Here is a 19,426-nt window from a genome sequence, read left to right as displayed (position 1 = left end):
CCCGAGCGGCGTGCACACGAGGATCCGGCCACCGGCCGCCTACCGCAAGTCGAACACGCCTACGGGGCAGGCGAGTTGGCGTTTATTTTCGATCGAGGCCCACCCCTCGGCGCCCGGGCCGCTCAGGCCGAGCGCAGGGCCGGCGCGGCCGGTGCCTCGCCCCGCTCCTGCCGCTCCCGCATGATCTGGGAAAACGTCGCCAGGGACGCCCGACGGCGGATCAATTCGGCTATTTCAGCGTCCAGTTGGGCCTGCTTGCGTTCTATCGTGCCCCAGGAGAGGGCGCAGGGGACCAGGCCCAGGCCGCCCTGGGCGCAGGGCAGCAGATCGCGGATGTCGTCCGTGCCGAGGCCGGTGGCGAGGAGTTCCCGGATCCGGCCGACGGTCTCGACGGAGTCGGAGTCATAGCGCCGGTAGCCGTTGGCGTCCCGGCGGGCGTGCAGCAGTCCGCGCTGCTCGTAGTAGCGCAGTGAGCGGGTACTCACGCCCGTCCGCCGCGCCAGCTCGCCGATCCGCATCCGGTCCCGCTCCCCCATGGCTGTCCGAACTCCCTCGTACTGCCCGTTCCGTATCGCCGACTTGACCTTCACACCGGCGTCAAGCAGCAACCTGTTCCCCATGACGAGCATTCCCGCCGGCACCCGGCTCCCGATATCCGCGCTCCCGACGTCCGCACCCGCCGCCCTCCCGCGCCTGGCCACCCTCGTGGCCGGCCCGCCCACCGGCCCCGGCATCCTCCTGGCCCACGGGGCGACCGGCAGCATCCGGGGCAACTACGAGCGGCTCATCGCCGTACTGGCCGCCTCCGGCCACCGCGTGGTGGCGCCCGACTACCCGGGCTCGGGCGACACCCCGCGCGCCGCCGGCCCCCTGGAGCTGGACGGCCTGGCCGACGCCCTGGTGGCCGAGGCCACCGCCGCGGGAGTGGAGACCTTCACCCTGATCGGCTTCTCCATGGGGGCGGCGGTGTCCCTACGGGCCGCCACCCGGCACCCCGCACGGGTCCGCGGCCTCGCGCTGACCGCCGGGCTGGCCAAGGCCGACGTGCGGACCTCCGTCACCATGGACCTGTGGCTGCACCTGCTGGAGCGCGGCGACCACGTCGGCTTCGCCCGGGCTGGGACCCTCAGCGGCCCGGCCCCGGAGTTCCTCGACGCCCTGTCCCCGAAGGAGCTGGCGGCCGTACTCGACCCGGACCTGCCGCCCCGCGGCTCCGCCGAACAGGCCGCGCTCGTCAAGACCCTGGACGCCACCGCGGACCTCGCGGGCATCACCGTCCCCACCCTCGTCATCGCCACCACACAGGACCCGCTGGTCCACCCTTCCCACTCCCGTTACCTGGCCGACCGCATTCCCGCCGCCGAGTACGCCGAGATCGCCACCGGGCATCTGCCGATGATCGAGCGCCCGGAGGAGTGGGCGGAGCTCATCGCCGGGTTCCTGGCCAGGCACCGGCTGTGACGCCCGCCCGCCCGCCGATTAGGGTCGTCGGCGTGGACGACGCGACAACGAGCAGCGGGCGGGCACCGAGGTCCGGGGGCGGCACGGGCGCCAAGAGCGAGCAGACCCGGCGGCTGATCCTGGAGACGGCGCTGCGCCTCTTCCGGGAGCGCGGCTACGACCGGACCACCATGCGGGCCATCGCGCAGGAGGCCGGTGTCTCCGTCGGGAACGCGTACTACTACTTCGCGTCCAAGGAGCATCTGGTCCAGGGGTTCTACGACCGGATGGCGGCGGAGCACGTGGCCGCCGTCCAGGGCATCCTGGACAAGGAGACCGGGCTGGCCCGGCGGCTGCGCGGGGTGCTGCTGGCGTGGCTGGACGTCGCCGAGCCGTACCACGAGTTCGCCGCCCAGTTCTTCAAGAACGCCGCGGACCCGGCCAGCCCGCTCAGCCCGTTCTCCGACGCGTCCGAGGGCCCCCGCGAGGCCGTCATCGGTCTGCACCGCCGCCTCCTGGCCGGCGCCGACATCAAGGCGGACCCCGAACTCGCCGAACAGCTGCCCCGGTTGCTGTGGCTGCAGCAGATGGGCCTGGTCCTGTACTGGGTCCACGACCGCTCCGAGAACTGTGCCCGCAGCCGGGCCCTGGTGGAGCGCACCTCTCCACTGGTCGCCCGCGCCGTCGCCGCCTCGCGCTTCCGGATCCTGCGCCCGCTGGTACGCGAAGTGACGGACGTGCTGGAGGAGTTCCTCCTTCCCGGCACCGGATCGGGGCCGGGATCAGGGCCGGGGTCGGGGTCCGGATCGCGGTCGGGGCCGGGATCGGGATCAGGATCAGGATCAGGATCAGGATCAGGGTCGGGGTCGGGGACCAGAACCTGACGGTCTGCAGCCCTGGACGTACGTTCGGCGCCCAGGGCCCACCACTCCCCCACCGCCCAGGACCTCAGCCCGCCGGAGGACCGGCGCACACTCGACGGCTGGAAGCGTCGTCCGCCCGTTCGTGGTGGTCACCGCATGTCTCACTGCCCATTGACTCAACGGGTCGATGAGCAGTGGCTCAACGGGGCACGAGGCACGGGGCACGGGGCAATCGGGCGGTGGGTCGCTGGGGCGCCGGCAGCCGCCTCAGCCCCAGTTCTGGCCGCCGGCGTTCTTGCGGCGACGGCCCACGATGACGAGGGCGACGACGGCCGCGACGACCACCAGAGCGCCGACGCCGATGCCGCCGTAGAGCAGGCCCGCATTCGCCACGTCCTTGCCGCCCATCGGCGGGTCGGCGTCGGACGCACCGGCGTCCAGCTTCGACGACGCCTTGCCCTTGGGCATCGGCAGCGGGCCCTCCTTCGAGCCTGCCGGGATGTCCTTCCGCAACGCGGGGCCGGGCTGGATGAAGCCGTAGCCGTAGTGCGCGCTCGGAAGCTTGCGACCCTTCTGGTCCTTGGGCAGACCGGCCGTCTTCACCAGGCGGTTGGCGATCTGGCCGGGGGTGAGGTCGGGGTACTTCTCCTTGAGCAGGGCGGCGGTGGCGGAGACGTAGGCGGTCGAGCCCGAGCTGCCGTTCTCAGTGTGGTAGCTCGAGTCGCTCTTGCCCGTCGCGGCCGGGATCTTCACCCCGGGCGCGAGCAAGTCCGTGTCGGAGTTGTAGTTGTTGAACTCAGCCGCGTTGCCGTACTGATCGACCGCACCGACACCGATCACACCCGGGCAGCCGACCGGATAGCTCTTCTCGGTCACAGCCTCGTTGCCCACACCCGCCACCACCACGGCGCCCTTGGAAATTGCGTAGTGGATGGATGCGCAGGTGTCGGTGGAGCGAGCCTCGGTGTAGGACATATTGATGACGTCGGCACCGTGGTCGACTGCCCAGCGTGTGGCCAGCCCAGTATTCTTGTACTCCGGCACGGGAAGGATCTTGGCGTCGGGTGCCAACCCCTTGACGCCTTCGGAGCCCCCTGGACCATGGCCGTGGCCTGCGATGATCGCTGCCATGCCGGTACCGTGGTCGAGGATGTTCTCACCCGGCTTGAGGTCTTTGGTCGCCTCGTCCTGAGTGTCCTTCCCGAAATCCGGCCCGGGAAGGAACTGTCCCTTCACATCTTGATGGGTCTCCCGAAACCCTTCTTCGAGGACCGCCACCGTCACGCCCTTACCGGTGGCTTCCTTCCAGAGCTGCTGGGCCCCGAACGCCTCCAGCGGCCACAGATCCTTGCGTGTCTGATCTGCGGAGGCGGTACCGCTCGCGGTGATGAGCAGCGCGCCGGTCAGCGCGGCACCCACCGTCGCGCGCAGTGTTCGGGTGACCCTCATGCTTGGCTCCTTCTCGCTGTGCTGTCCGGCGGCAGTGTTCCATCCGAAGAGAAGCCCCGCACCCTCGGGCGCGGGGCCACTCCTTACCAGCAGCCGTACGACGGTGCCGGTGTCCTACTCGATGACGCGGGGCACCACGTTGCGTTGCGGTGCCCACGTCTCTTCGTCCTCGACCAAGTAGTCGGGGCGCTGACCAGTGGTGCGCTCCTCCTTCTTGTCCTTGCCCTTGGCTCCGGGAGCGCCCATGCCCGCCTGCTTGCCGCCACGGCTGCGATGCAGCCCCGAGCCGCCCTGCTTGGCGCCGCCCGCGGGCCCACCCGGCTTACCGGCCATGCCGCCACGAGTGCGCGCCTGCGCACCGCTGCGCCCGACCGCACCCGTCTTGCCGCCCTTGGCGCCGCCTGCGCCGCCCGCGCCCGGCATGCCTCCGCGCATACCGCTGGTACTGGGCGCGCCACGACCGCCACCGGTACGCATGGCACCCCCCGGTACGCCCAGGGGACCCGGCGGCATCGCGCCGTTCGGGTTGCCCGCGTTGTGCCCGCCACCGGGCGGACCACCGTGGTATCCGCCGGAAACGGAAGGCGGGTTCATGGTGTTGCTCTGCACGCTGTCCAGTCCGGTGTGCACCGGCACGTCCGGCCGATTGATCTTGGGACCGTCGAATCCCGGCGGGACCGCTCCGCCGCCCGCGCCGTTGGGCGTGTGCGGGGTGACCGAGGAGGGATCCGGGTGGTACCTGTCGGCCGGGTCGGGCATCCGTACCGGGTGCGGGTGCGGGCCGCTGCCGGGCTCCTTCGGCCAGTCGCCGTGAAGGCCGTCGTCGCTGTCATCGCCCCAGATCGCCGCGCGTCCCTTGTAGTGGTTCGCCAGCTCATCCATCACGATGACCGCCTCGACCTGGCGCTCCTTGGTCAGGGACAGGTTGTCCCGGTTGAGCTCCAGCGCCTGGCGGGCGTCCATCTTCGGGTTCGCCATGTCCCGGTGGAACTGGGCGTCGTCGCCCTTTTCGTCCGTGAAGCGGTCCCATTTGCCCGGGTCGTGGATCTTCGACATGGCATCCATGGCCAGGCGAAGGTTGTGGGCGAGGCCGACCTCCGGGCCCGAACCACGCGAGCCGATCAGCGACGTCTCGGTCTTCCGGGCGTGCCGGTACGTCCTGTCGATCTTGCTGAGCACCTTGGTGGCTTCCCGGCGGAACGCCTCGGCCGCCGAGCCCTCCCAGTGCGCCGTCGCGTGATCGACGGCATCCATGAACTTCTTGCGGACGCCGCCGTGCCCGTCGTGGCCCCCGAGCAGATCGGCGGACTTGCGCCAGTGGTCGCCGGCGGTCTCGATCGTCTCGGGATTGGCGTTCGCGATCATCTTCCGGAGCGCGCTGATGCCGTGGTTATGGAAGTCGGAGGGAGAGTGCGGAGTGAGATGCTCGCCCTTGAACGACTTCAGCTTGCTGTCCCGCTCGTGCGCCTTGCGCTGATTCTCCATCGCCTGAGCACTCTCGCGCTCCTGCCGCGCGTCAACCACAACGGCCCCCCTTCATCGTCATCCTCTCGTCCTCATCGCTGCGCCGCCGTGGAAAATCAGCCGTTCATCGAGACCTTGGTCTCGTGGTCCTGGTCCTCGTAGGCACCGCGGCTCGCCTCTGTCTTCTCGCCGAACTTGTGGGTGAGGTCCTGGAGTGCCTTGACGACGTCCTTCAGGTACGTCTGCATGTGGTCATGGGCGCGGGAGGCCTCCTCGGCTTCGCCGAAGTTGACCCCGAACGCCGACTTGGGGATGTTCGTGCCGTACTCCACCTTCTGGCTGGTTTCATCCATATCGCCCTGAAGGCCCCTGAGCTGACGCACGACGCCGTCCAGCTCGTCCAGATCAACCTTGAAATGCTTGCCCATGACCACTCTCCCCGTAATGCGCGCACCCGACCGGACCCCGTCGCCCCGCTCACCACGCCGCCCCGTCCGGCGCCGCCACGGCGAGGGCCGGCGGGCAGCGTAAAGTCAATAAAGATTACGGAGTTGGCGGTCGAAATGGCAAGATCGTAAGTCATGATCTGTCCGATTCGAGACGGAATGTGTCCGCACATTGTAGACAGTCCGTTATCCAATACCCGGACGACGACCCGTTCACCCCTTCCGCCCCACCCCGGCAGGGCCCGAACTACACCCGTGTCGACGCAAGTTCGACGACCGTGACATCGGGTGGCGCCCCCACCCGGACCGGCGGCCCCCAGGCGCCCGCGCCGCGGGTGACATACAGCCGGGTGTCGCCGTACCGCGCCAGGCCCGCGACGGTGGGGTTGGTGGCCGCGGCGAGATGGGTGACCGGCCACATCTGACCGCCGTGGGTATGGCCGGAGAGCTGGAGATCCACACCGTGGCGGACGGTCTCGTGGATGGTCACCGGCTGGTGCGCCAGAAGCACGACGGCGCGGGCGGTATCGCGGCCGCCGAGGGCCGCTCCGTAGTCCGGGCCCGCCTGTTCGCTCTCCCCCGCGAGATCATTGATGCCCGCGAGATCGAACCCGGGCAATTCGGTACGTGCATTCTCCAGCGGATGCACGCCCAATTCACGTACGTAATCGACCCATTGGGCTGCCCCGGAGTAATACTCGTGATTTCCGGTGACGAAGTACGACCCGTACCGGGATTGCAGCTCACGCAACGGCTCGGCCGCCGGGCCGAGATCGGGGACGCTGCCGTCCACCAGGTCGCCGACGACGGCCACCAGGTCGGGGCGGGTCCGGTTGATCGTCTCGACCACGCGGCGGGTGTGGCCGCGACCGAGGACCGGGCCCAGGTGGATGTCGCTGACGACGGCGATACGGAAACCGTGCGCGGCGCGCGGCAGCTTGGCCAGCGGGACGGTCACCCGCTTCACACGGGGGCCGCGCAGCGTGGTCGCGGTGCCGTATCCGACGGTGGCCGCGGCGGCGACGGAGGCGCCGGCCGCGACCGCCCGCGCGACGAAGAGGCGGCGGGGCGGGGCCGGCAGCGGCGACAGGGCGGGCGTACCGGGCGGGAGGAGGGTGGGCGGGGACGCGGAGTCGGCGAGGGGCGACGGCGGGGCGGGCACCGGGGAGGGTGCGGCGGCCGGGGCCGGGGCCGTCCGGCGGGCCGGGATCGCGCGCAGCCAGAGCGCCCGCACCGCTTCGCCCGCCAGCAGCGCCAGTGCGAGGTAGAGCACCAGCGCCAGCCAGAGGTAGCCGGGCCAGGCGAGCGCCTGCTGGAGGGCGAACGGGGCGCCGAGGCGGCCGGCGAGCAGCGCGGCGAGAGCGACGACCGGGAGGGTGCAGGCCGCGGCGGTCCCCGCCCGCCGGACCCGGCTGCCGGGCGCGGTGGTGTCGCGGACCAGCCGGCACCACAGATAGCGGTGCACACCGCCGAACGCACCGAGCACCGGCACCACGATCAAGGCGAGGACCACGCCGACTCCCGGGCTGTTGTGCGCCTGCCGGACGGGCGCGCCGTAGCGGTCAACGGTAAGGGAACCGACGCCGTCAAGTCGTCGAAAATTCAACACTTGACACGGTGGCATCCCTGTGGGCAATCGCGTCGGGTAAGTGCGCAGAGAGGTGAGTGGATATCAGGGGATTCCAGGGGTACGCAGCACGGCACCGGGCGGGAAATCCGGCAGTCGTTCCGTATCTCACTTTCGATCCGAAATACCTTGCTCACCACGCCGCTTGGCAGCGCTTCCGTCGGGGATGCGTTCACGCACCGCTCGTCACCGCGGGGTTGATCATTCGCAACAACTTTCCGCCCGCCAGATGCTACATTCCAGCCGCGCGCCTCTGACCCCCACACCGGGACGCCAACTCCCGGACCCTGCATAGGAATTCCATGTCGTTGCCTCGCAATGCGCCGGAGTCGGACTCCGCCGCAATACGGTGCCGTACCGCGATACCGCCCTGCTTATCCCCTCGGGCCGAGTCCGCATTACGGGATCGTCGCCTTTGCCGTGAGCGTGCTCATGCGCCCTGTCTATAACCCCGCCGGGCTCGACGACGACCTGCGGACCGCGGTGGTCGAACTGCAAGCGGGCCGCTGGCGAGCGGCACAGGATCTGTTGCGCGAGACGCATATGCAATGGTCGCTGCGGACCTCGCGTACGCAGCTGCTGGCCGTCGCCGCCGCGCGCTCCGACGTGGTCGACGTCTGGCTGTCCGAGCAGCCGGACAGCTATGACGCGCTGGTGCTCCAGGCCCGCGTCTTCGTCGAACGCGCCCTGCGCGCGCACCGCCAGCAGCACGCCGCCGGTGCGGCCGGTTTCGCCGAGAAGGCGCGGCAGGCGGCGCTGCGGGCGGCGCACTGGGCGGCGCAGGATCCCGTGCCGTGGATCGCTCTGCTGGCCCTGGCGCAGATCGACGGGCGGCAGGAGCGCGGTGAGCACCGCGAGTGGTCGGCGGAGCCCATGCTGCCGAGCGGTCCCTGGGGGCTGCTGCGCCAGGTCGACCAGCGCGATCCCGGCAACCGGGAGGCGTATCACCGGGTACTGCAGTTCCTGCTCGCCCGCGAGGTGCCGCGGTCCGCGTCCCTCGCCGCCGTCTTCGACTTCGGGCGGTGGGTGGCGTCCTGGGCGCCGACGCACTCGCCGCTGGTGCTGCTGCCTGCGTACGCGCTGGTCGAGCAGGTCCGGCAGCAGCACGCCACGGGCCGGCCCGACCCGCTGTGGCGCCGCAAATGGGCGGAGGAGCCCACCCTCACGTACACGCTGAAGGCTTTCCACGGATGGTTCCTGACGGCGGATCCGGCGCTGCGTTCGCTGGCCGATCTGAACCATCTGGCCTATGCGCTCTGGGTGAGCCACAAGTCCGTCGAGGCTGCCGAGGTGTTCGGGGCCATGGGCCCCTACGCGGCGCGCGAGCCGTGGCTTTCGGTCGGCGGGAAGGCGGCGGGGCCGGAGCAGGGTGAGGCGCTGTTCCTGCGGTCCTCCCAGGAGTCGCTGGTCGCCGCCCGGGCCCACCACACCGGCCGCCGGTCATGAGCGCTTCCCCGAGGCCGCCGAGGTGCCCGGCGCCGCCGAAGCCGTCGAGGTGCCCGGCGGCGCCGAAGTCGTCTAGGTCGCTGAGGCCGTCCGGGCCGCCGAGGTCGCCCCCGCCACCCGGATCCGTCTGATTCCCCCTCTCCCCCACCCCTCTCCACCGTTCCTGGAGGTTGTTCGTGTTCCGCAAAGGCCCGCCCCGCCGCCCCGCCGGCGTCGCGGCGGATGATGTGTACCTGCGTGAGCTGGGCTACGATCCGGTACTGACCCGCCGGATGGGCCCGTTCGGCAACTTCGCCATCAGTTTCTCCGTCATCAGCGTCCTGTCCGGGTGCATGACGCTGTACGGCTTCGGACTGAACACCGGCGGCCCCGCCGTGATGATGTGGGGCTGGGTCGCGGTCGGCTTCATGGTGATGTTCGTCGGCGCCGGACTGGCCGAGGTGACCTCCGCCTATCCGACCTCCGGGGCGCTGTACTACCAGGCGGAACAGCTCGGTGGCCGCAAGTTCGGCTGGTACACCGGCTGGCTCAACCTCCTCGGGCTGCTCGGCGCGATCGCCGGCATCGACTACGGGGCCGCGCTGTTCACCGGCGCCTTCTTGAACCTGCAGTTCGGGTTCGTGCCGACCGAGGGCAGGACCATGGTGATCTACCTGGTCATCCTCGGCCTGCACGCCACCCTGAACCTGTTCGGGGTCCGGCTGGTCAGCATCCTCAACAGCATCAGCGTCTGGTGGCACCTCGCCGGCGTCGCCGTGATCGTCGGCGTGCTGGCCGTCGTGCCCGCACACCACCAGTCCCCGGGCTTCGTCTTCGGCCATTTCGCCAACGACACCGGCTGGTCCAGCCCGCTGTACGTCACCCTGCTCGGCCTGCTGCTCGCGCAGTACACCTTCTGCGGCTACGACGCCTCCGCGCACCTGTCCGAGGAGACCACCAACGCGCAGGTGTCCGCGGCCCGCGGCATCATGCGGGCCATCGGCTGGTCGTGGGTGGCCGGCTTCGTCCTGCTGGGCGGGCTCACCTTCGCCATCCAGGACTACGCGGCAACGCAGGGCACGGCGACGGGAGTTCCGCCCGCCCAGATCTTCCTGGACGCGCTCGGGGCGGGCGGCGCGAAGGCGCTGCTGCTGATCGTGATCGCGGCACAGCTGTTCTGCGGCAACGCCGAGACGGCAGCCGCATCGCGGATGGTGTTCGCCTTCAGCCGGGACGGGGCGCTGCCGGGCTCACGGCTGTGGCGGCGGGTGCACTCGCGCTCCGGCACCCCGCGCAACGCCGTGTGGCTGGCCGTCTGCGTCGCCGCCGTGCTCGCCCTGCCGAGCCTCTACAGCCCGACCGCGTACGCGGCGATCACCAGCATCAACGTCATCGGCATCACCCCCGCCTACGCCATCCCGATCTTCCTGCGCATCCGCCACCGCGACAAGTTCCGCCCCGGCCCGTGGAACCTGGGCCGATGGGGAGTGCCGGTCGGCTGCATCGCGGTGACCTGGGTGGTGTTCGTGACCGTGCTCTTCTGCCTGCCGCAGAGCCGCCCGGAGGGGAGCATGTTCTCCGTCGAGACCTTCAACTACGCGCCGATCGCACTGGCGTGCGTCCTGCTGCTGGCGTGGATCTGGTGGCGGGTCGCCGGCCGGAGCTCGTACGAGGTGCCCGCCCACGACTTCGACCGCTCGGCGGACCACTTCGAGGAGGAGGTCGTATGACGGCCACCGGTGACGGCGGGGAGCGGCGCCCCACCGGCCTCCTCACCCTGTCCCGGCTCCGGGAGCTGGCCGAGAGCGGCCGGATCGACACGGTGCTGCTGGCCGTCCCCGATCTCCAGGGGCGGCTGAAGGGCAAGCGGTACGACGTGCGCCACTTCCTCGACCGCGTCGCGCGCGACGGTGCGGAGATGTGCGCGTACGTGCTGGCCACGGACGTCGACATGACGCCGGTGGACGGCTTCGCGCTGGCGTCCTGGGAGACGGGCTACCAGGACCTGGCGGTGCACCCGGACCTGACGACGCTGCGCACCGTGCCGTGGGCGCCCCGCACGGCGCTCGTCCTCGGCGACGCCCACGGCCCCGGTCGCGAGCCCGTCGAGGTGGCGCCGCGGCGGATGCTGCGCCGGCAGCTGGACCGGCTGGCCGACCGGCACGGACTGCACGTCAAAGCGGGACTGGAGACCGAGTTCGTCCTCTATCAGGGGACCTACGAGGCGGCTGCCGAACGCGGCCACCACCGGCCGCGGCCGCTGACCACCGAGAACCTGGACTACGCGCTGGACCACTCGCCGGCCGCGGCCCGGTTCTTCGACCGTCTCCAATCGCACCTCGCCGGAGCCGGGCTCCCGGTGGAGGCGGTCAAGACCGAGGGGGCCGGCGGACAGGTGGAGGTGACCTTCCCCTACGGGGACGCGCTCGCCGCCTGCGACGGCCACCTGGTCTTCAAGCACGCCGTCCGCGCACTGGGGGCGCGGGCCGGCCTGGCCCCCACCTTCATGGCGGCCCCGGAGACCGGCGTGGCCAGCGGGCTGCATCTGCACGTGTCGCTGTGGCGGGACGGCGCCGCCGCGATCGACGCCGACGGCGGGCTGTCACCGCTGGCCGGACACGCCATCGCCGGCCTGCTCGACGCGCTCCCCCAGCTGGCCCCGCTCTACGCCCCGAACACCAACTCCTACAAGCGGTTCACACCCGGCTCCTTCGCCCCCGTCACCTTCACCTGGGGGTACGACAACCGCACCTGCGCCGTGCGCGTCGTGGGGCACGGCACAGGCCGGCACCTGGAGATCCGCGTACCGGGCGCGGACGCCAATCCCTACCTGGCCCTGACCGCCGTCCTGGCCGCGGTCGGCCACGGCATCGAGCGGCGCCCGAAGCCCGTGCCGGCCCGGACCGCCAACGCCTACGCCGCCGGGGGCACGCCGGTGCCGGCCACGCTGGAGCAGGCGCAGTCGGCGTTCCGGGAGAGCTCCCTGGCGCGGGAGGCGCTCGGCGAGGACGTGGTGGAGCACTACGCCCATCTCGCACAGCTGGAGATCGACCACCAGCGGCTCACGGTCACCGACGCCGAACGCGAACGGTGGCTGACCCGGGCCTGACCCTGCGGCCGGCCGGTGCACCCCGGCCGGCCGACGCTCCGGCGGTGCGGCGGTGGCGGTCCGGCGGTGGGCCTGCGCTGTGCCACGCCGCGGGCCCGCCGCCGCCGACGTCGTTGCAGCGCAAGGGAGTTGCGGCCCCAGCCGAAGAGCCCGAGGCGGCGCACGGCCGGCGGACGCCCCGTCCGCCGCAGCCGTCACCCGTCCAACAGGCGGACCCCCGACCTCGGAAGGGGCTCTACCCCGCCGCAGCGGCGGTGAGCTGCGTCACTCCTGCCCGGCCGTCGTGTCGGCGGACTCACGCCGCAACGCCCTCACTCCCCGGAACCCGATGACGCCGATCGCCGTCCCCAAGAGAAAGGACGTCACCGCGAGCAGCAGGTGCACCCAGAAGTACGCGGTCGGGTCACCTGCGGCGTCGAAGGCGAGGCCGCTGCCGTCCTTCCAGAGATTCTTGACGAAAGTGATCCAGATGAACCAGCTCCAGACCCCGAAGGCGAGCAGGAACCAGGACACGGGGCGAGAGAGCTTCATGAGTTCCAGTATGGGCAGGGGCTCCATCCGGCGGTCGGGTGGGGCACTCTTCCGTGGGGTGATGGCTGGGTCCGGTACCGGGCCGGGTACGTTCAGCGACGTGCCGACGACCTCCTCAGCTCCCACGGCTTCCACCCCTTCGACCGTGCCCGGCAGCGCCGCACCCGCCCGCCGCTCCGCGCGCACCGTGGCCGCACTGGCCTCCGCCGTCCTGGTGGCCTCCCCACTGCTGGCCGGCACCGCGTATGCCGCCCCGCAGGACGGCAAGCAGCCGCCCAAGGCTCCGGCCCCGCCCGCCAAGATGTCGCGCCTCGGCGGGGACCGGCTGGGTCTGCCCGGCGTCCAGGTGGGACAGCCGGCTGCGGGGGCCCCCAAGCTGCCGGGCCCGGACGCGCTCACCGCCCGTTCCTGGATCATCTCGGACGCGGCGTCCGGCAAGGTGCTGGCCGCGAAGAACCCACACTGGCAGCTCGCGCCGGCCAGCACGCTGAAGATGCTGTTCGCCGACACCGTGCTGCCGAAGTTCCCCAAGGACGAGAAGCGCAAGGTCGCGGCGAAGGACCTGGTGGGCATGGGCGCGGGCAGCAGCCTGGTGGGGATAAAGGAGAACCTCACCTATACGGTGCACGACCTGTGGCTGGGGGTGTTCCTGCGCTCCGGGAACGACGCGGTGCACGCCCTGTCGGCAATGAACGGCGGGACGGCGGCCACCGTCGCCGAGATGCAGAAGCGCGCGAAGGAACTGAACGCCACCGACACGCACGTCATCACGCCGGACGGGTACGACGCACCGGGCCAGGTCTCCAGCGCGTACGACCTGAGCCTGTTCGCCCGCGCCGGGCTGCAGAACGCCGACTTCCGCGAGTACTGCTCGACGGCGAGCGCGCAGTTCCCGGGCGAGAAGGAGAAGAACGGCAAGCGGAAGACGTTCGGCATCCAGAACACCAACCGGCTGCTCAGCGGCGACTTCGACATCAAGCCGTACCCGGGCATCGCGGGGGTGAAGAACGGCTCCACGACGAATGCCGGGTCGACGTTCACCGGGGTCGCCGAGCGCGACGGCCGCAAGCTCCTGGTCACGGTCATGAATCCGCAGAAGAAGGAGCACAACGAGGCGTACCGGGAGGCCGCCCGGCTCCTGGACTGGGGCTTCGCGGCGTCCGACAAGGTGGAGCCGGTCGGGCGGCTGGTGGGGCCGAAGGCCGAGGAGCAGCGGGCGGCCCACGCGAAGGACCACTCCCACGCCGAGAACGGCCGGGGCGACCAGGCGGCCATGCAGTCCGGTGACGACACCGGCAGCATCTGGACCACGGTGGGAATCGCCGGGGGCGCGGTGCTGGCGTTGGGCCTGGCGGCGTTCGCGGTACTGCGGCGGCGGGGGCGCTCGCGCGGATGACGGGGCACGGAGCGGCACCGCCGGCCGGACGGGGCGAGCGGTCGTAGGGCCGGGCCCGTCACGTACCGTCGCGGGGCGCGGCGGGGCCCGGCTCCGCCGCCCCGTCCGCCACCCGCTCGGGCTCCGTCTCCGCTTCCGCCGTAGCCGTCCACGACGCGCAGAACACCAGCAGCTTCGCGGTGAAGTTGATCCACAGCAGCAGCGCGATCGGCGTGCCGAACGCGCCGTACATGCTCCGCGCGGCGACACCTCGGAGATAGCCGCTGAGCAGCAGCTTCAGCACCTCGAAGCCGACCGCGCCGATGAGGCCGGCGATCACCACGGCGCGCCGGGGCGGATGGGCGCCGGGCAGTTTGGTCAGGACGTAGACCAGCAGCAGGAAGTCCGCGAGCACGGCGATGCAGAAACCGGCGACGGAGAGCAGGACGGCGCCCGCACCACCTTCGGGCAGCCCGATCGCGTCGACGGCCTTGCCGACCGCGGCGCCCGCGAACGTCGAGCAGGCGACGGAGAGCAGCGCCACCCCGCCGAGGCCGAGCAGCAGCGCGCCGTCCCGGAGCTTGCCGACGAAGAAGTTGGTGTCGTCGTCGCCCTTCTCCCACACCGCGCGCAGGCAGTCGCGCATCGCCTCGACCCAGCCGATGCCGGTCAGCAGCAGCAGCGCGCCGGCGATCAGGCCGACCGTGGCGGCGTTCTCGACCAGGCCGGCCAGATCGAGCTGGCCGGCGATGCCGGGGATCTGCTCGGCGAGCTTGCTCTCCAGCTTGTGCAACTGGCTGTCGCTGAGCAGCGCGGCGCCGATCGCGGCGCCCACGGTGAGCAGCGGGAAGAGTGCGATGAAGCTGGTGAAGGTGATCGCGGCGGCGAGCCGGGTCCAGTGCGCCTGGAGCATGCGCTCGTACGCCCGCCAGAGGTGCGTGGTCATCAGCCACTTCACGGCCGGTCCGATCACCGGCAGTTCGGCCAACCGGTCCATGGTGGCGTCCCCCCTCACTCGCCCGGCGATGCCGCTGCCGCTGGCATCGCCGGTGTCGCTGACATCGCCGGCCGCTGCCGCCGGTCCCACCGGTGGCGACCATCCGGAACACTAGCCTCCGGGTAGTGCGGCTACCCCGTATCCACGCGCTCTCACACGTCGGCGACCGCCATCGCGTACAGCGCGATCCACACCAACCCGATCGCCGTCAGCGGCCGGTCGCGCAGCAGGACGTCCTCCGGCGCCCCGGCCGTGCCACGGTCGGCGAAGACGGCGTAGCGCAGGACGGCGAGGATGAACGGCACCATCGACAGCTGGCGCCAGGGCAGCACGCTCACGGCCGTACCGCCGCTCTCCATCGCCCACAGGCAGTACGCGAGCACCGCGCCGCCGGCCGCCAGCTGCCACACGAAGCGCAGATAGCCCTCGGTGTACTCGCGCAGCAGGGCCCGGGTCGCGCCCCGCTTCGAGGCCAGGTGGAGCGCCTCGGAGTACCGCTTGGCGGCGACCATGAACAGGGCACCGAAGCCCGCGGTGATCAGGAACCAGCGGGAGAGCGGGATCCCCAGGGCCAGTCCGCCGACCATCGCCCGTATCAGGAAGCCACCGGTCACGACGGTGAGATCGATGACGAGGACGTGCTTGAGGCCGATGCAGTAGGCGAGTTGCAGCACGATGTACGCGGCGATCAGTCCGGCCGTGGCGGCGTTGCAGAGCGCCGCGGCGGCCAGCGGCGTCAGGGCCGCGAGCGTCCCGCCGACCGCGTACGCGAGCGGTACCGGGACCTCCCCGGCGGCCACCGGGCGCCGGCACTTGTCGGGGTGGGCCCGGTCGGCGGTCGCATCCCGGGCATCGTTGACGAGGTAGACCGCAGCCGCCGCTGACGTGAACAGGGCGAACACCAGGGCCAGTTGGGGGACGGCGTCGCGGCGGAAGAGGTCACCGGCGGCGGCCGGGGCGGCCAGCACGAGAACGTTCTTGATCCACTGCCGTGGACGGGCGGTGCGCAGCAGGCCCCGCGCCAGGCCGGGCTGCCGCGGGCGGCGGACCGGCAGGTCGGCCGGTGCGGTCCGGGGCGCGGGCCACGGCGGCTGCTCCTCCAGAAGGGCGGTGCGCTCAGCCATGGGTACTCCCCGAGGCGGGCTCCCCGGGTATGACGGCCGGATGCGTCCGACCCGCGGCTATCCGGCCCGCGGCTATCCCTGCCGTCGGCGCGGACGGCACGACGCCGGCCGGGCGCGGTCCGCCGGATATCAGGGCCGTACCGCACAGCCGGGCGACGGCGGCGGCCCGCGCGCGTGCGCCGCGGTCCCGCGGCGCCACGTGCGGACGAGGGTCGGTCTGTTCCTGGGTCAGCGGACTCATCTCCATCCGGGCCAAGGGGTCGTACGGGCCGACCGGTCGAAGCGATCCGGGAGGCGAGGGAGCGGGGTCGGTTGCCGGGTGCGGTCTCCTCGACTCTCACTCCCCCATGGCCGAATTTCCTTACCGTTAGCCCATCCACACCATTAATCACTCCTTTCGGCGAGGAGGCGCCCGGCGAGGCGCCCGGAGCCGCCCGCCACCCCGCCCCCGGCACTACCGTCGCCGCCATGCCGTCCGACACCGCCCCGGTGGCCGCCCTCACCCCCCTCACCGGCTGGGGCCGCACCGCCCCCACCGCCGCCCGCCTCGTCCGCCCCGACTCACCCGCCGAGGCCGTCGCCGCGCTGGCCGCCGTGCGGGAGGACGACGGGACGCGCGGCGGCATCCCGCGCGGGCTCGGCCGGGCGTACGGCGATGCGGCGCAGAACGCGGGCGGCACCGTCTGGGACATGACCCGGCTGGACCGCATCCGCGCCCTCGACACCGAAGCGGGCGTCGTCGTGTGCGAGGGGGGAGTGAGCCTGCACCGGCTGATGCGGGCACTGTTGCCGCGGGGCTGGTTCGTGCCCGTCACCCCCGGCACCCGCTATGTGACGGTCGGCGGGGCGATCGGCGCGGACATCCACGGCAAGAACCATCACCGCTCCGGTTCCTTCGCCCGCCACGTGCGATCCCTCGATCTCCTCACCGCGGACGGCACGGTGCGCACCGTACGGCCCGGCACCGGCCTCTTCGACGCCACGGCCGGCGGCCTCGGCCTGACCGGCATCATCCTCACCGCGACCCTCCGACTCCTCCCCGTACGCACGTCGTTGATGTGCGTGGACACCGAACGCACCACGGACCTCGACGACGTGATGGCCCGCATGGCGGCCACCGACCACCGCTACCGCTACTCCGTCGCCTGGATCGACCTCCTGGCACGCGGCCGCGCGACGGGCCGTTCGGTCCTCACCCGGGGCGACCACGCGCCACTCGACGCCCTGCCGCCCCGGGCCCGCCGCGCCCCGCTCGCCTTCCGCCCCCGGCAGCTGCCGCCCGCGCCCCCGCTGCCCCCGGGGCTCCTGGGCCGCCCGTCGGTGGCCGCCTTCAACGCGCTCTGGTACCACCGGGCGCCCCGGCACCGCACCGGCGAACTGCAGAAGCTCTCCGCCTTCTTCCACCCCCTGGACGGCGTACCGCACTGGAACCGCGTCTACGGGCGGGGCGGCTTCGTGCAGTACCAGTTCGTGGTCGGGCTGGGCGAGGAGGAGACGCTGCGGCGCATCGTGCGGCGGATCGCGGACCGCCGCTGCCCGGCCTTCCTCGCCGTCCTCAAACGGTTCGGCCCGGCCGGCCCCGGCTGGCTGTCCTTCCCCGCCGAGGGCTGGACGCTGGCCCTCGACCTCCCCGCCCGGCTGCCCGGCCTCGGCCCTTTCCTGGACGGGCTGGACGACGAGGTCGCGGGGGCCGGCGGGCGGGTCTACCTGGCCAAGGACGCACGGCTGCGGCCCGGGCTGCTGGCCACGATGTACCCCCGGCTCGCCGACTTCCGGACGCTGCGCGCCGAACTGGACCCGGGCGGGGTGTTCCGGTCGGACCTGGCGCGGCGGCTCGGCCTGTAGGGGGTGGCCCTTACGGGTCGGCAGGGCCCCCTGTTGGCCGTCAACGAGGCGGTGGGGGGAGGGAATTCCCGGTGCGGAGCGGAAACACCCGGCGGAGCAGAACACCGGGCACGGAGCGGGAACAACCGGCGCGGGCCCGGCTGGGGGGGGCGGGAAGGCCCGCGCGCGAACGGGGGCGGGGAGAACCACGCGCGGACGGGGGGGCGGGATCACCCGGTGTGCGCTGCGCGCATCCCGGTGTCGACCGGCGGCCGGTGGGCGGCGCGCGCCACGGCCGCCGTCCGCTCCCTGCACCTCAGCCCACCTCTGCGCAGCTCACTCACCGAAGGGCCCACCATGAAAGACGCTTTCGGCCTCCCCCAGTCGCTGCTCGTCCTCGGCGGCACTTCCGGGATCGCGCTGGCCACCGCCGAGCGCCTGGCCGGCCGGCGCACCCGGACCATCCGGCTCGCCGGCCGTCCGTCCGCCGCGCTGGAGGAGGCCGCGCGGCGGCTGCGTACCCGCGGCGCCGAGGTGCGCACGGACGCGTTCGACGCGCTGGAGACCGACCGTCACGAGGAGATCCTCGACAAGATCTTCGCCGAGGGAGACATCGACACGGTGCTGCTCGCCTTCGGTGTCCTCGGTGACCAGGCGCGCGACGAGCGGGAGCCGGCACACGCCGTCCGGGTCGCCCGGACGAACTACACCGGCGCCCTCTCCGCCGCCCTGATCTGCGCCCGCGCACTGCGCCGCCAGGGGCACGGCTCGCTGGTCGTGCTGTCCTCGGTGGCCGCCGAACGGCCCCGGCGGTCGAACTTCGTCTACGGATCGAGCAAGGCGGGGCTGGACGCCCTCGCCCAGGGGCTCGGCGACTCCCTCCACGGGACCGGCGTGCACGTGATGGTCGTCCGGCCGGGGTTCGTCCACACCCGGATGACCGCCGGCCTGGCCGCCACTCCCCTGGCGACCACTCCGGAGGCCGTCGCCGAGGCGGTCGAGCGGGGGCTGCGCCGCCGCGCCGGGACCGTATGGGTGCCGCGGGCGCTGCGCTATGTGATGTCGGTGCTGCGGCACGTTCCCCGGGCGGTGTTCCGCAGGCTGCCGCTGTGAGGCCCAGCGGGCCCGGGCCCTAGGAGGCGGGCGCCGGGGGCCGGGAGAGGTTCGCCTGGCGGGGTACGCCCGCCGTCTGCGGGCCGAAAGGGTATTCCCGCTCCAGCCGCCACACCGCGTCCGCGCCCTGTTGGTAGAGCGCGAAGCCGTCGATCGTCCAGGTGGCGGAGAAGTCCGTGAGCTCGGCGTGGGCGCGGTCCATCGCCTCGTCGTCGATGCCGTGCGCGACGGTGACGTGCGGGTGGTACGGAAACGCCAGCTCGCGGGCGCACGGGCCGGCGGGGGCGCGGACCCGGGCCTGGAGGGCCGTGCAGCCCGCCACGCCCTCGACGACCTTCACGAAGACGACCGGCGACAGCGGGCGGAAGGTGTCCGTGCCCTCCAGGCGGAGCGGGAAGGGCCGGAAGGTGGCGGCGACCTCGGCGAGGTGGGCCTCGATGGCGGGCAGGGCCTCCGCGGCGACCACTGTCGGCGGCAGGAGGGTGATATGGCTGGGGATGCCGTGTGCGGCGGGGTCCCCGAAGCCTTCGCGCCTCCTTTGGAGGAAGCTTCCGTAAGGCTCCGGGACCGCGATCGAAACGCCCAGCGTTACGGGCCCCACGGCGTTCTCCCTCCTGAAGTCCACACGCTCCCCACGTC

Annotated in this window: 17 protein-coding genes; 8 read left to right on the top strand and 9 right to left on the bottom strand. The window is 72.1% G+C overall.

Features of this window, described 5'->3' with window-relative positions; genetic code table 11:
• Positions 1–122 precede the first annotated feature (122 nt).
• On the bottom strand, positions 123–620 hold the full coding sequence (locus ACGFML_RS01895) for a MerR family transcriptional regulator (RefSeq protein WP_393538903.1): 498 nt from the start codon (positions 618–620) through the stop codon (positions 123–125).
• Between ACGFML_RS01895 and ACGFML_RS01890 the strand changes: the two genes are divergently transcribed.
• Both ACGFML_RS01890 and ACGFML_RS01885 read left to right on the top strand, forming a co-directional pair.
• The gene (locus ACGFML_RS01890) at positions 619–1,461 is read left to right on the top strand and encodes an alpha/beta fold hydrolase (protein WP_393538901.1); all 843 of its coding nucleotides are present in this window, start codon (positions 619–621) and stop codon (positions 1,459–1,461) included. The two genes, ACGFML_RS01895 and ACGFML_RS01890, sit on opposite strands and share 2 nt — an antisense overlap.
• Before the next feature lie 32 nt (positions 1,462–1,493).
• On the top strand, positions 1,494–2,324 hold the full coding sequence (locus ACGFML_RS01885; protein WP_393538899.1) for a TetR family transcriptional regulator: 831 nt from the start codon (positions 1,494–1,496) through the stop codon (positions 2,322–2,324).
• 246 nt (positions 2,325–2,570) lie between these two features.
• On the opposite strand, the gene ACGFML_RS01880 is transcribed toward ACGFML_RS01885, so the two are convergent.
• From ACGFML_RS01880 to ACGFML_RS01865, 4 genes are all read right to left on the bottom strand, one after another.
• The gene (locus ACGFML_RS01880; RefSeq protein WP_393538897.1) at positions 2,571–3,722 is read right to left on the bottom strand and encodes a S8 family serine peptidase; all 1,152 of its coding nucleotides are present in this window, start codon (positions 3,720–3,722) and stop codon (positions 2,571–2,573) included.
• A 144-nt stretch (positions 3,723–3,866) separates the two neighbouring features.
• Positions 3,867–5,276 (bottom strand): hypothetical protein, encoded by a 1,410-nt coding sequence (locus ACGFML_RS01875; RefSeq protein ID WP_393538895.1) that lies wholly within the window; start codon positions 5,274–5,276, stop codon positions 3,867–3,869.
• A gap of 56 nt (positions 5,277–5,332) precedes the next feature.
• Positions 5,333–5,644, bottom strand: a complete 312-nt coding sequence (locus ACGFML_RS01870; RefSeq protein ID WP_393538893.1) for a hypothetical protein — start codon at positions 5,642–5,644, stop codon at positions 5,333–5,335.
• Between the two features lie 265 nt (positions 5,645–5,909).
• Positions 5,910–7,175 (bottom strand): metallophosphoesterase, encoded by a 1,266-nt coding sequence (locus tag ACGFML_RS01865; protein ID WP_393538891.1) that lies wholly within the window; start codon positions 7,173–7,175, stop codon positions 5,910–5,912.
• A gap of 546 nt (positions 7,176–7,721) precedes the next feature.
• Between ACGFML_RS01865 and ACGFML_RS01860 the strand changes: the two genes are divergently transcribed.
• From ACGFML_RS01860 to ACGFML_RS01850, 3 genes are all read left to right on the top strand, one after another.
• Positions 7,722–8,735 carry a hypothetical protein gene (locus tag ACGFML_RS01860; RefSeq protein ID WP_393538889.1) on the top strand — a complete coding sequence of 338 codons (1,014 nt, stop codon included), beginning with the start codon at positions 7,722–7,724 and terminating at the stop codon, positions 8,733–8,735.
• Between the two features lie 176 nt (positions 8,736–8,911).
• Positions 8,912–10,444 (top strand): amino acid permease, encoded by a 1,533-nt coding sequence (locus tag ACGFML_RS01855; RefSeq protein WP_393538887.1) that lies wholly within the window; start codon positions 8,912–8,914, stop codon positions 10,442–10,444.
• Positions 10,441–11,823 (top strand): glutamine synthetase family protein, encoded by a 1,383-nt coding sequence (locus ACGFML_RS01850; RefSeq protein WP_393538885.1) that lies wholly within the window; start codon positions 10,441–10,443, stop codon positions 11,821–11,823. The genes ACGFML_RS01855 and ACGFML_RS01850 overlap by 4 nt, the downstream gene beginning before the upstream one ends.
• Before the next feature lie 264 nt (positions 11,824–12,087).
• On the opposite strand, the gene ACGFML_RS01845 is transcribed toward ACGFML_RS01850, so the two are convergent.
• A complete protein-coding gene (locus ACGFML_RS01845; RefSeq protein WP_393538883.1) occupies positions 12,088–12,354 on the bottom strand; it encodes an SCO4848 family membrane protein in 267 nt (88 codons plus the stop codon).
• Here ACGFML_RS01845 and ACGFML_RS01840 point away from each other — a divergent pair.
• Entirely contained in the window at positions 12,353–13,750 is a 1,398-nt protein-coding gene (locus ACGFML_RS01840; RefSeq protein ID WP_393538881.1) for a D-alanyl-D-alanine carboxypeptidase family protein, read from the top strand. The genes ACGFML_RS01845 and ACGFML_RS01840 overlap by 2 nt on opposite strands.
• Before the next feature lie 58 nt (positions 13,751–13,808).
• On the opposite strand, the gene ACGFML_RS01835 is transcribed toward ACGFML_RS01840, so the two are convergent.
• Together ACGFML_RS01835 and ACGFML_RS01830 are read right to left on the bottom strand one after the other, a co-directional pair.
• Complete coding sequence (locus ACGFML_RS01835; RefSeq protein WP_393538879.1) at positions 13,809–14,816, bottom strand: YihY/virulence factor BrkB family protein; 1,008 nt, start codon at positions 14,814–14,816, stop codon at positions 13,809–13,811.
• A 62-nt stretch (positions 14,817–14,878) separates the two neighbouring features.
• Positions 14,879–15,850, bottom strand: coding sequence for a decaprenyl-phosphate phosphoribosyltransferase (locus ACGFML_RS01830; protein ID WP_393538877.1), 972 nt, complete (start codon positions 15,848–15,850; stop codon positions 14,879–14,881).
• A 468-nt stretch (positions 15,851–16,318) separates the two neighbouring features.
• Here ACGFML_RS01830 and ACGFML_RS01825 point away from each other — a divergent pair, with 468 nt between their 5' ends.
• Entirely contained in the window at positions 16,319–17,695 is a 1,377-nt protein-coding gene (locus ACGFML_RS01825) for an FAD-binding protein (protein WP_393538876.1), read from the top strand.
• A gap of 336 nt (positions 17,696–18,031) precedes the next feature.
• The gene (locus ACGFML_RS01820) at positions 18,032–18,787 is read left to right on the top strand and encodes a decaprenylphospho-beta-D-erythro-pentofuranosid-2-ulose 2-reductase (RefSeq protein WP_393538874.1); all 756 of its coding nucleotides are present in this window, start codon (positions 18,032–18,034) and stop codon (positions 18,785–18,787) included.
• A 19-nt stretch (positions 18,788–18,806) separates the two neighbouring features.
• On the opposite strand, the gene ACGFML_RS01815 is transcribed toward ACGFML_RS01820, so the two are convergent.
• On the bottom strand, positions 18,807–19,388 hold the full coding sequence (locus tag ACGFML_RS01815; protein ID WP_393538872.1) for a 2'-5' RNA ligase family protein: 582 nt from the start codon (positions 19,386–19,388) through the stop codon (positions 18,807–18,809).
• Positions 19,389–19,426 lie beyond the last annotated feature (38 nt).

This window comes from Streptomyces sp. NPDC048650 (assembly GCF_043199095.1).
Lineage (GTDB): Bacteria > Actinomycetota > Actinomycetes > Streptomycetales > Streptomycetaceae > Streptomyces.
The sequence above is the reverse complement of the archived record's forward strand: the minus strand, read 5'-3'. Positions and strand labels throughout refer to the sequence as shown.

Excerpts from the sequence above, each read along its gene's own strand:
- ACGFML_RS01825 (WP_393538876.1), top strand. The coding sequence starts at position 16,319 with ATGCCGTCCGACACCGCCCCGGTGGCCGCCCTCACCCCCCTCACCGGC.
- ACGFML_RS01860 (WP_393538889.1), top strand. The coding sequence starts at position 7,722 with ATGCGCCCTGTCTATAACCCCGCCGGGCTCGACGACGACCTGCGGACC.
- ACGFML_RS01840 (WP_393538881.1), top strand. The coding sequence starts at position 12,353 with ATGAGTTCCAGTATGGGCAGGGGCTCCATCCGGCGGTCGGGTGGGGCA.
- ACGFML_RS01890 (WP_393538901.1), top strand. The coding sequence starts at position 619 with ATGACGAGCATTCCCGCCGGCACCCGGCTCCCGATATCCGCGCTCCCG.
- ACGFML_RS01820 (WP_393538874.1), top strand. The coding sequence starts at position 18,032 with ATGAAAGACGCTTTCGGCCTCCCCCAGTCGCTGCTCGTCCTCGGCGGC.
- ACGFML_RS01830 (WP_393538877.1), bottom strand. The coding sequence starts at position 15,850 with ATGGCTGAGCGCACCGCCCTTCTGGAGGAGCAGCCGCCGTGGCCCGCG.
- ACGFML_RS01895 (WP_393538903.1), bottom strand. The coding sequence starts at position 620 with ATGGGGAACAGGTTGCTGCTTGACGCCGGTGTGAAGGTCAAGTCGGCG.
- ACGFML_RS01870 (WP_393538893.1), bottom strand. The coding sequence starts at position 5,644 with ATGGGCAAGCATTTCAAGGTTGATCTGGACGAGCTGGACGGCGTCGTG.
- ACGFML_RS01850 (WP_393538885.1), top strand. The coding sequence starts at position 10,441 with ATGACGGCCACCGGTGACGGCGGGGAGCGGCGCCCCACCGGCCTCCTC.
- ACGFML_RS01845 (WP_393538883.1), bottom strand. The coding sequence starts at position 12,354 with ATGAAGCTCTCTCGCCCCGTGTCCTGGTTCCTGCTCGCCTTCGGGGTC.